Origin of the sequence: Algoriphagus locisalis, from assembly GCF_900116615.1 — a bacterium.
Classification (GTDB): Bacteria; Bacteroidota; Bacteroidia; order Cytophagales; family Cyclobacteriaceae; genus Algoriphagus; species Algoriphagus locisalis.
Genome location: NZ_FPBF01000001.1, coordinates 340552 through 352293 on the forward strand (window position 1 = coordinate 340552; position 11742 = coordinate 352293).

8 protein-coding genes are annotated in these 11742 nt (G+C 43.2%); 5 read left to right on the forward strand and 3 right to left on the reverse strand.

All coding sequences use genetic code 11. The annotated features are described in order from the left end of the window. Window positions 1-6 precede the first annotated feature (6 nt). Window positions 7-3201 carry a SusC/RagA family TonB-linked outer membrane protein gene (locus BM386_RS01470; RefSeq protein WP_139235823.1) on the forward strand — a complete coding sequence of 1065 codons (3195 nt, stop codon included), beginning with the start codon at window positions 7-9 and terminating at the stop codon, window positions 3199-3201. Window positions 3202-3242: 41 nt separating this feature from the next. After that, window positions 3243-4622, forward strand: a complete 1380-nt coding sequence (locus BM386_RS01475) for a RagB/SusD family nutrient uptake outer membrane protein (RefSeq protein ID WP_091691291.1) — start codon at window positions 3243-3245, stop codon at window positions 4620-4622. A 46-nt stretch (window positions 4623-4668) separates the two neighbouring features. Here BM386_RS01475 and BM386_RS01480 read toward each other — a convergent pair whose 3' ends face one another. Continuing rightward, window positions 4669-4950 carry a DUF6520 family protein gene (locus tag BM386_RS01480; RefSeq protein WP_091691292.1) on the reverse strand — a complete coding sequence of 94 codons (282 nt, stop codon included), beginning with the start codon at window positions 4948-4950 and terminating at the stop codon, window positions 4669-4671. Between the two features lie 671 nt (window positions 4951-5621). Then, window positions 5622-6053 carry a MauE/DoxX family redox-associated membrane protein gene (locus BM386_RS01485; RefSeq protein ID WP_091691293.1) on the reverse strand — a complete coding sequence of 144 codons (432 nt, stop codon included), beginning with the start codon at window positions 6051-6053 and terminating at the stop codon, window positions 5622-5624. 443 nt (window positions 6054-6496) lie between these two features. On the opposite strand from BM386_RS01485, the gene BM386_RS01490 reads away from it, so the two are divergent. The 3 genes from BM386_RS01490 (at window position 6497) to BM386_RS01500 (ending at window position 8813) form a co-directional block, all read left to right on the forward strand. Then, a complete protein-coding gene (locus tag BM386_RS01490) occupies window positions 6497-6700 on the forward strand; it encodes a hypothetical protein (protein ID WP_091691294.1) in 204 nt (67 codons plus the stop codon). Window positions 6701-7021: 321 nt separating this feature from the next. Beyond that, window positions 7022-8119 (forward strand): LytS family sensor histidine kinase, encoded by a 1098-nt coding sequence (locus BM386_RS01495; protein WP_091691295.1) that lies wholly within the window; start codon window positions 7022-7024, stop codon window positions 8117-8119. After that, window positions 8091-8813: a LytR/AlgR family response regulator transcription factor gene (locus BM386_RS01500; protein ID WP_091691296.1), complete on the forward strand. Its 723-nt coding sequence runs from the start codon at window positions 8091-8093 to the stop codon at window positions 8811-8813. The genes BM386_RS01495 and BM386_RS01500 overlap by 29 nt, the downstream gene beginning before the upstream one ends. Here BM386_RS01500 and BM386_RS01505 read toward each other — a convergent pair. Further along, window positions 8808-11369, reverse strand: coding sequence for a thiopeptide-type bacteriocin biosynthesis protein (locus BM386_RS01505; protein ID WP_091691297.1), 2562 nt, complete (start codon window positions 11367-11369; stop codon window positions 8808-8810). The two genes, BM386_RS01500 and BM386_RS01505, sit on opposite strands and share 6 nt — an antisense overlap. Window positions 11370-11742 lie beyond the last annotated feature (373 nt).

An 11742-nucleotide genomic window follows, 5' to 3' on the forward strand; every position in this document is an offset into this window, starting at 1 on the left:
AAATCCATGAACTTACTTATCAAACATGCAATTATTTTAGTTTTTCTGGTAGGCATTACCGCCGGAGGACTTTGTGCCAGACAAACCGTTGCCTTCACCGCTAGGATCTTATCCGCACAGGACAGCCTTCCACTTCCGGGGGCGACAGTAAAAGTGGCTTCCACCAATGAAGTGACCATTTCTGACGGTGAGGGATTGGTCAGGATTACACAGATCGATCCTGAAGCAATGCTGGTTGTTTCATTTCTGGGTTTTAGGACAGAAGAAGTGGTGGTAAGAAATCTTCTGGCTGTGGAGGGGCCTGCTATTTACCTAGAGGAAGAAGCCAGGGGCTTGGACGAGGTGACTGTCCTTTCCACAGGATTCCAGGAAATCCCCAAGGAACGGGCTACAGGGTCCTTTGTCCAGGTGGATAGGGAGCTGATCAACAGAAAAGTGAGCACCGGCCTGCTTGACAGACTGGAAGACGTAACCCCCAGTCTGATTTTCAACCGGGGAACAGGTTCCGCGGAAGATCCGATTACGATCAGGGGCCGAAATACGCTTTTCGCGGAAACACAGCCCCTGATCATTGTGGATAATTTCCCCTATGACGGTCCCATAGAAAACATCAACCCCAACGATGTGGAAAGCATCACGGTACTCCGCGATGCTGCAGCTGCATCCATCTGGGGTGCCCGCTCAGGTAACGGGGTCATTGTGATTAAAACAAAGACAGGACAGTTCAATGTTCCCATGCAGGTCAGCATCAATTCCAATGTGAATATTGTCCAGAAGCCGGATCTTTTTGCCAGGCAGCAGATGGACATAGGAGAGCTCATTGAAGTGGAAGAAATGCTCTTTCTAAACGGCAACTTTGATCCCTGGATAAACCTGGCCAGCCAGGCCCCGCTTTCACCTGTGATAGAGACATTGCTTGCCCATAGGGAGGGTAATATTTCCGAAACTGAAAAAAATGCTGCCCTGACAAGATTTGCTGCTTACGACAGTAGGAAGGCATTGATGGAGGATTTTTATCAGAATGCCGTCAATCAGCAGTACAGTTTAGGTATAAACGGAGGCACTGACCGATACCGGTATTCGGCTTCAGTGGGGTTTGACCATAATAGCCATACCCTGCCTGAAAACTGGAATACCCGCTATACGGTTTCCCTTCAGAATGACTGGAAGTCTGCCGATGGGCGTCTTGACCTGGGGGCATCGGTTTACTGGGCACACTCGGAAAACGAAACCGGCACAGAACTTCCGACTATGATGCCTTATGAACGGCTAAGGGATAATGATGGTGTTCCGCTTGCTATTGTAAAGGACTTCAATACAAGGTATGTTTCCCAGTTGCCTGAAATGGGATTGTTAAATGGTACCTACGTTCCGCTCAGGGAGATTGGACTTTCCTCCAACCTTTCCCGCCAGGCCGATACCCGTCTCAATTTCTCACTGGGCTATAAGATTACACCCTGGCTCAGGGCAACAGCCCGTTATCAATATTGGGCTAATTCGCGTGAGACCCGTTTTCACCAACCTGCCGAAAGTTATTATTCCCGTTGGCTGGTCAACCGCTATACCCAAACCACACCGGAAGGAGAGTTGAGTTACCCTGTTCCGATAGGCGGGATTTTGGACCAGTACAACGGCAGTTCCTCAGGTCATTATCTCCGTGGGCAAATGAATATCGACCATACCTGGAAAGCAGACCATGAGGTTCATGGAATAGTAGGGGCAGAGGTAAAAGGAATAGCAGCACATTCCTCGGCAGCCAGATATTACGGGTACGATGATGAATTTGCCCTGAGCCTCCCGGTGGATTATATCACCCGGTACAGGATCAACCCGACCAACGGTCTCAGTACAATCCCCAACGGAGATGATCACTCAGGTACTATTGACCGGTTTGTATCGGCCTTTACCAACATGTCCTACAGTTATAAAAAACGCTACATCTTTACTGCCAGTGCCAGAAAAGATGCTTCCAATCTGTTTGGGGTAAATGCAAACCAACGGGCTGTTCCGCTCTGGTCCTCAGGCTTGGGCTGGATTTTATCCCAGGAGAAATTCTACCATTCACAACTGTTGCCCTTTTTGAAGTTGAGGACAACTGTAGGGTATAACGGAAATGTGGACAAAAGTATTTCTGCATTCACCACGGCTTCCTATTACATCACATCAAACAATACCCTTAATCCTGGTGAACGGGCTGCTTCAATCCGTAATCCCCCGAACCCTGATCTTCGCTGGGAGAAAATAAAAATCTGGAATCTGGCGCTTGATTTTGGATTTAAAAATGAGCTTCTGGACGGCTCAGTTGAATTTTATGTGAAAAATGGGCAGGATCTTATTGGGGATATTCTGACACCTCCGTCCTTGGGAATGAGCCAGTTCCGAGGGAATTTTGCCTCTACCCGCACCAAAGGTTTGGACTTTGAATTGCGCTCTAGCCCTATCAGGAAGGCAATAAGATGGGATATTAATTATTTCCACAGCCTGGTAAGGGAGGAGGTAACAGAATTCGGGGTAGAGCCACGTGCAACCAACATGCTTTCGGGCCTACTTGTGGTACCTGTTAAAGGCAATCCGCTTTTTTCAGTCTATAGTTATCCCTGGGGAGGACTCGATCCGGATACAGGCGATCCTAGAGGGCTGCTGGATGGAGAGCCGAGTACTGACTATTCTGCAATTAGGGGAAGTCTTACTCCGGAGAACATTGTTTTTCATGGATCGGCTAGACCAACCTCTTTTGGGTCGTTCAGAAATACGGTAAGTTATAAGGGGCTCAGTCTATCCTTCAATATCTCCTACAGGCTGGGCTATTACTTCAGAAGAAACACAGTGGATTACGTCGATCTGGTCAATGGTCGAATGACGCATTCTGATTATCATCTTAGATGGACCAAACCAGGAGATGAAAATATCACCCAGGTTCCATCGATGCCTTTGAGGCATAATTCAAATAGGCATGCAATATATGCCCAGTCTGAAATTATGGTGGAGAGGGGGGACCATGTCAGGCTACAGGACTTCCGTATTGCTTATCGTATGTCCAGAAAAGACTTTCACTTGATACCATTTCGATCCATCGAAATCTATTCTTATGTGAATAATCTCGGAATCCTTTGGAAAAAGACAAAGCAGCCGATAGACCCCGACTTCCAAAATATACCCCCCGCACGAAGTATAGCCGCAGGACTTAAAATAGACTTATAACATGTTGGCACTTTTAGCTTATAACAATAAATAAACTTACCATGAACAAAAAATATAATTATTTCGGAATATGGCTTTCTCTTGCATTTTTAGCCTTTTCCTGTGAAAGTTACCTGGACGAAAGACCCTCAAAAGCTATCGTGGTTCCGCAGACTTTGGAGGATTTGGAGAGCATCTTAAATGCTGTGGACGTGCTAAATTCCGGTGATGGTTTTGGAATGCTGATGTCTGATGATATATACACCACGGATAATGGTTGGATATCCTGGAATGAACAAACTAGAAATGGTTATCTATGGAAAAGCAACCTAAGTAATGCACGGGGATCTCTGGATTCCTGGAGCGCTCCTTACTCCCGGATCTTCAGGCTTAATGTAGTTTTGGATGAGTTGGAGCAGTTTACTCCCAAAACACAGGCAGAGAAAATGAAAGTCGATGAGATCAAGGCTACGGCACTGTTTTATAGGGCCTATCAATACTTTGACCTGCTTCAGCTTTTTTCACATCCATTGATAGGATCTGCTGATCTGGACAGAAAGGCAGTTCCTCTAAAACTATCATCCAAAATGGATGATATACAGGGGCCGGTCCCTTCTGTGCAAATCTATACCCGGATAATAGCAGACCTTAATTCAGCTTCACAATATTTGCCGGAAAAAAGCGAGGATGTTCTGCGTCCCTCAAAGACAGCATGTTTTGGTCTTTTGGCCAAGATTTACCTTCAATTGAAAGATTACCCAATGGTCCTTCAACATGCTGAAAAAGCACTGGAGATTAAACCGGAGCTTTTGGACTTCAACACAGTTGAGGCCTTGGTAGATGTACCCTTATCCAGAACCCAATATCCTTTCCCAAGCTTCAATCAAGAAGTCGTAATTCACATCCAGGCCGTATCAAATACATTTCAGAATTCAGCATTGACCTATGTTGAAAAAGATATATATGATTTGTTTCACGAAAATGATATCAGGAAATACCTGTACTTCACTGCACCAGATACTGAAGGGAACGTGAACTTTATAGGGCATCTTACAGGAACCTACCTTGTTTTTTCAGGGATATCTGTAGGGGAATTATACCTGATGAAGGCAGAGGCTTTGGCGAGAACAGAAAAACTGACGGAAGCCCTTGCTGTTATAAATGAATTTTTGTCAAACAGATACTTTATTGATTCTTATTCACCCGCTGTAATTCAGAATGAAAAGGAACTTGTTGAGTTTATTTTGACAGAACGTAGAAAGGAATTGGTGTTCAGGGGACTTAGCAGGTGGAGAGATATGCGGAGGTTTTTATCCGATAATGACTGGGAAGGTCCGAAGGCCAGGGTAATTGAAGGTCAGCGATATGAGTTGGGGAAATCACCTTTAAGATATATGCTTGAAATACCTCCTAATGAACTGGAATTAAACAGTGGATTTTAAAATAGTAAAACAGCCATTGGATAGTTCCAATGGCTGTAATATTCAGTTAAGGGATATGTGGCAGAGCAGGACCAGGAATGAATTCGCCGTCCGAATTCTCTACTGGAATGGTCAATGCCTGATTTTCAAAAAGACATTGGTCTTCTAGCTCATCACACTGATATTCATCAATACCATCACCCATGTTTACATTTGTGACGTCATAGACCTTGCCGTCGTGGGTGCCGTATCTAGGATCAGTTCCCTTTTGGGGAAAGTTAAACGCAAATGCTGCAAAGGCAGCAAATACGAAAGCGATTATGGGCAAAGCGCCCTTTAGTTTATTCATAATATGTCCTGTTTTTTAACCCATCAAAAACAGGAAAACCGTTTGTGGTTGTTTGCCTACTCTAAAAAAGGGTTTTCGGCTTCTCCCTTGGGAGTCTCATTGGGTTAGCCAGTCTCTTACCCCAGGCTATCAAGAGAAATGAGTCTCTTTATTTATTGTTATCCTTTAAGGTTTCATCCCGATCTGTTGCAGACAAGAGAGGGATCGCCTCGAAGTTTTATTCTTCTTCTACTTCAATGCGCTCGTTGACTGATTACCTAGCATTGGTTACTAAGCTTGTCGAAGTATTTTTTGCAGTCCTATTGCGAACCTTGGACTGTGGGGCGGTCTTCAGCAGCCGCCCCTTTTTATTTATGCTGAACGGAATTTGTAATCCGATTTTTCACAGGCGACTATATACTGCGACTTCCCACTCACCCGTCTCCGTCTTGCTGGCATAAAGCTATCGTCTCCGAATGATGACCAAGGGCCAGCGCTGACAAATTCCTGCCTCTTTCGTCCAGGGTTGCGTCGTGCCTCCTTACCCTGGGCTACCCACAGGGCCTACCTACGGCAGGCTCTCTAACTTTTCATCTCTTTCAGCCCAACACCCGACATCTGACATCCGTCATCGGGCATCCGTCATCGGGCATCCGTCACCAGACTTTTCTTCCGTCTCCCGTCTTCTATCACTAATCTTCCAATTTTTCAATTTTCAAATCTTTCAATCGAATCAACTCTTCCAATCGAATTCCCAACACCGCTATCACTATGCATATCATATTTAACACAAAATGCTCCATCCACCCCAGACTCTCCAATATCCCCGCACAGTTACACGGCACCCTAGGAAAAGCTCCCACCCAGATCAGTCCCACATAAGTGGTAAATACAGTAAGAAGCAAAACGCTTCCTAAGTATCCCCACCATCGTGTCACCGAAAAGAGCAGGAGCAGGGCGATCAGCAACTCTACTACCGGCACTGCATAAGCCAGGACTTCCGCCAGCTCAATAGGAAAGGTCTGATTTCGAAAAGCATTCCTGCTTGCTTCCCAGCGGATCAATTTATCCAGACCGGTATAGGTCCAGAGGAGAATAAGAGGGATACTGAGAGTTCTGTTCATAATCGAGATATCTTAGTTTGCACTGGCTCACTCCCTCTCTATAACGCCTGTCCCGCAGGATTGTGGGAAGAAGCGCGGGGTGGGGTAACACTCACCCTAACCTCAAAAAGGATTATTTTATTTCCAAAAGAAATGGACTAACAACCTAACTTTGAGGACTGACTCCAGATCTATTAATACTAAAATACACAGGGTACGCATTTAGTTGACGGATTTATTGTTTCTGTTTATCCGTTAATCGGGTAGTAAGTCCTGGGGACAAAACCTCTTCTTGCTGATTAAAAATCTTAGTACTACTCAAAGTAGTCCTTAACTATAAAAAGTCTTGTTTTATATTGATTATAGTTGAATGTAAATTATTTTTTTTTAATTTAATCCCTAAGGTAAATGCAAGGCCTTGGTTACTTTACCTCATTTTATAAATAGTTTATCCACGTTGTACAATGATTCTCCTGGAAAGAAGGATCATCTATGCCAAGGATATCATGGTTTTGACAGGCAGAAGCAGATCTTATGCGTACAAAAGCCTCAATAAAGTCAAAGAAGGACTGGGGAAGAGTAAACACCAACTGGTCACTTTTGAAGAGTATGCTGACTTCCATGGTATTGCGGTGTCAGATGTTCATTCATCTGTCTTAGGGTTCTAAAATCAAAAGCGGGTCCATCTAAAAATGAACCCGCCTGGATAAGGGACCTTGCCCACCGGAATTTCGATCCGGTATTAGTTTTTTGTTATACTCTTACATAACAGGTTGCTTAATGCGCCTGCTATCATGGAAGGCTTCACCTTCCTTCTGAATACTCTTACCTGGCTCTAGGAAAGTAAGGTAAGCACTCACGGAAAAAGCTACCAAGCGATTTCCCCTGTTTCTGGTCTGTCAATTGCGCTGCTTTCCTAGGAAAGTGCTCAATCTCAGGTAGTCGTAATGTTGTTTTTTGCATAATGTGTAATTTTTATTCTGAAACTTATGTCACTTAATAGAATCAGTCAAATAAAATGGATGTACGACCCGGTTTTATGGACTAACTTACTTTTAGGCTTGACTAAAAGAAAACACCTGTTCATAATCCTGCTGCTCTGGAGTTTTAACTTTACCTATGACTATGTAACTACTGATTTCGAAACAGATGTAATTCCCGATATGCGTTTGCCTTGGGTTCATTTCTTTCTGGGAACCCCATTCATATTATTCCTTTTCTATCGCTTGTTTCCGGCGTTCAGGGGAATTGGACATTTTGGGCTGACAATCCTACAGTTGATAGGTATAGTAGCATCTATTCTATTTTGCACTCACTTGCTGCACCTGCTTTGGGGTTTGGATCCTATATTAAATGACTCCCGGCAGATGATGTCGGTGCATTTCCGGTTGACAAGATTCACCGGATTTGCCTTAATAGTCTGGCTTTTCTCCGAATTCCTCCTTAGAACAAATAAAATCAATCAGGTAAATGGTAAGCTTGCACTAATAAAAATCTCACATGACCATCTTACGCTCAGCCCCCACCTTATTCTGAATATGCTGAATAATATAGCAGGCAAATCTTCGGTTTATTCTGATGAGCTTTACCAGGATGTGGAGGCATTAGCAGTCTTATTGAAAGAATCGTATAAAGACCCAATGATTCCCCGCTCTGTGTACGAAGAAGTGGGAATTGTAAGCCATATGCTGAAATGTGTCCGTGGACACAAAACAAAATTTTTCTTCTACCTGAATATACGTTACACCCTGCCTTTGGAATACTATACCATCCCACACTTGGTACTGGCCACCTTGGTGGAAAATATGCTCAAGTTTGGGCAATATACTGACAGGGACAATCCCTGCGAAATCACAGTCTCACTAACCACTGATCCAAAACAGCATATATACCTAGTCTGTAGCACATTTAACCTGATCAATCCGGTGAAAAACGCGCTGTCTTCCGGGCACGGATTGCCTACAATCGCAAATATTCTGAATCACTTTCACGGACCAGACACATTTTTTGAATTGCACGAAACAATGGATGAATTTTCTACCTTAATGATTATACCCTATGGAAAACTTGAGGATCGCATTGATTGATGATGAGTTAGAAGGATTGAATACACTCAAAAAATTTGTTGAGCGCTCGAAATATTATGAGCTTGCCTTCATGACCACTGACCCCGTAGAAGGGAGGAGAAGACTCGAAAATGGTGAAGCAGATGTGTTGATTACCGATATACTCATGGACCAGATGGATGGCATTCATCTCGCGAGTGTAATGCAAAAATTAAATATTCCAGTTATCCTGTATTCGGCATACTATAGTTATGCACATGATGGATTTAAGGTAAATGCTGTGGATTATATTATCAAACCAGCTACGTATCCCGAGTTTATCACTGCAATGGAAAAGGTCAATGAGAGAAAATCACATGCTAAGGAACCCCTCAAAGAGACCGGACTCGAGGGGATGTTGGCTATTTTTGAACATGGGGATAGCGCCTGGGTAATGGTTACCATTGCTGATATACACTACATCAAACAGGATAAAAATTATTCTGAAATCCATACTCCCAAAAGGAAATACCTGGTATTGGGCTCTATGATTAGCTTAATGAATAGACTTCCAGATAAACTGTTTCAGAAGATCCAACGATCATACCTCGTCAATATCCAGAAGATCAGTTATGTGAAATCAGATCACTTGGTGCTTGTTACCGATGAAAAATTGCCAGTTGGAAGAGTATATAGAGAAGAATTAACGGCTATCTTCAAAAGGATTTCTCTATAGAGCAGAAAAATTCTCCATGTTGCGTCTGCTTCCTTTCTTCTTCCCAAACTTGCTTCTCCTTAAAATACAAAGGAGGACGGAATGAACCTCTCGTTCCTTCTCCATTGCACTATCCCAAAATATTCGGTTGATAGCCATATGTAAGTGATTGCCAAGGAATAATCCCTGCTTATCTTCAAAATTTATCCAAGGGTGCTGCCTAACTTGACCACCATAGAATTCCTGCCACTTCTTAGGAGCAATCTGGTCAAAAAGCCTAAGAAAAGGATCAGGGAGGGAATGATATGCCTTCCCTTTACAAAGTCTGCTTAAAAGAGCTAACCAATATTCCGGATTTCCAGAAGTTTCAATCAACAGATTTCCTATCCCTACCGCAAGTGAGAATTTTTCTAAATCGCTGGTAGGAGCTGACTCCAAAATCAGTTTTGATTCCTGATAAAACAACTCCTCGGATATACCCATTCCTTCCTGACTATACTTGCTGGATTCTGGATAATAAGCATGGGGATGGACTTGCTCAAATTCCGGGAACTCTTGGAAGTAGGTATATAGCTGAGTGGTGGCATATTCATACGTTGCCACCTCATTCACTTTTACCCTAAACCTGATTTCAGGACTCGAAATTGGATAATAAAGAAAGTAAAAAGGTCGTATTCCCCTTTCCTCAAATTCCGATACCAGACCCAAGAGCCGCCCAGAGACTAAATGCTGTTGATAGTCAGGACTCAGAACTATCCGGACAGAAATCCAGTTTTTGTTTTCATGGCCCTCGACCAGATTGAAATGACTCCTAACATTATCCGATTTAATTAAAGGCCATGATTTACCATAAAGAAATTGGGGATAGCTTATAGGCTGATTAGAGCTACATTCATTTTCTGCCCATAAGCACTCAAATATATTTATCTCCCTGTCCTTGGATAATTCTTCTAATAGTACGTAGCGATCGGATGGGGCTGATAAGTTCAGGACGAGCTCTTGGTCATGCTTGCCGACTAATACGCGCTGAGGAATTCCTTTGCTTTGTAGGTAGCCCATTAGTTCTTCTTCAGTTTTCCCTTGCCATTCGTGGCCAAACTTCCATCTTCTAGGCTGTAGTATAATATCTCCCCAATTCAGCTGTGGTAGGTAAGAGGCAGCTAAAAAACCGGGGTGGGCATAATGCAGTGGTCTTAGGATATCCTGATGGGCGACTTCCCACAATATCCTGCATAGTGGATGGGTGATATATTCGGGATTTAAAGGATGTTGGATAATAGGTTTTAATCTTTTGCCAAGATGAGGAATATACAACTCAAACCTTTCGCCATTCATTCCGATATATACTTGACTGCTGTCGAATTCTACGGATGAAGAGCTACCGGAAAAACAGTTGATCACATAATCAGCCACACTTCGATGATCTGCTATTGCTTGCGTTTTTCTACTTTCAAAAAGAAGAACATCAGCCGAAATCATTTCCACCTCTTGTTGTAGGTGCTGCTGGAAGTAAGAGAATATCTGCGGATGATGCGTAAACCTTCCTCCATATACAAAAGGTCGGTTAAAGGACATGTTATCAATCAGCAGATTTCCGGAATCCAATATTCTGAAAAGTACTTGTGCATGAAACGGCTTTTTGTGTAATCGAACAGGTTTTGGTACTGTTTTGAGGTCGAAGGTTTTATTCTTATCCTGGATTATCAATGGGTATTCCGGCAGGTCAATAGTGCCAGATTGAGAGGAATCAGAACCATCATTTAAGTAGGGGACTAGTTTCCATAGCAGATGTAGCGGCACAAAACGGTCATCAAAGACTTCAGTAAATCTCCGTGTCAACTTGTCTAAATAGGGCCTCCTTTGAGGCAGTGCCCTCTGACTCATTTCTTCCAGTAGGTTTTCCAGCTTGTTTCGGTGGATTTCAGGAACGGAAAAGAGTGTATGGATAAATTGGTCTTCTTTTCGTTCATGCTCTGGCAAATAGGGAAATCGCTCTGGTACAAGTAATTGTGATTCTGTCAGGTAATGCCAAACCTCCCTTCTTTCATGGAGCTGCAGTTCAGGAAAGGGACGGAAAAGAATAGCGGGATTGATGGTCCTCTTGTCAAACGAAATCTCCCGGATTCTTTGAATATAGGGACTGTCTTCAGATCTGGAAAACCGCCATGTCTCTTCCTGTCTATCAAAATTCCAGAACTTCCACCCACCACCCCAGCGCTGCAGACTTGGATTCATCCAATAAGTAGAATTACCTTCACTGGCTATAGAAGTGGATAGGATTGGAGAATGTTGACTTAGAGTTTGACTGTTGGAATATTCTTCCGCTCCCCATTTGGCTATACCGACTCCCGCCCATTTCCCAAACGGTGTGGCCCTATACTTTCCTCTCAGCAAATACCTGTAAACAGTTTTCCATTCCTTTTGGCTAAGTTCTTCGGGATTTTTTCCCTTAATAGCATGGTAGAGATCCTTACTGGAAAGTTCAATGGCTTGCAATAGGTCTTGCCAATGTCTCGCAACTTCTTTGCGATTCGTAATGTCAAATTGAAGTAAGGGGGCGCGATATAAAATGTCCATGATTTTTTCTGTAATCCTATTTCAAAGCCCTGACGTATTCAAGTTTATTGGACTAATATCTTTTATTTGATGACAAACTGCATTCTCACTGGACTAAAAATTATGGGTAAACAGTAGTCAGTAAAGTATATCGTTTTTAAGGTGGAGTGGAAGGAAGGTGCACAGTTAGTCTATATCAGGAAAGAGTGATCCTAGGGATCACAAAGTTTTCTAGTCAGGAAAGACATGGTGAGCTTTTCTGAACAATGCCGTAGGCATGACCGATCGCTTAGCCAGCCATTTCAATGGCTGGAAAATTGGTAATAGATTTTTTCTAAAAATGCCGTAGGCATGACCGATAATTTAGAAGGCTCCAGTTGTTCATAGGACAAAC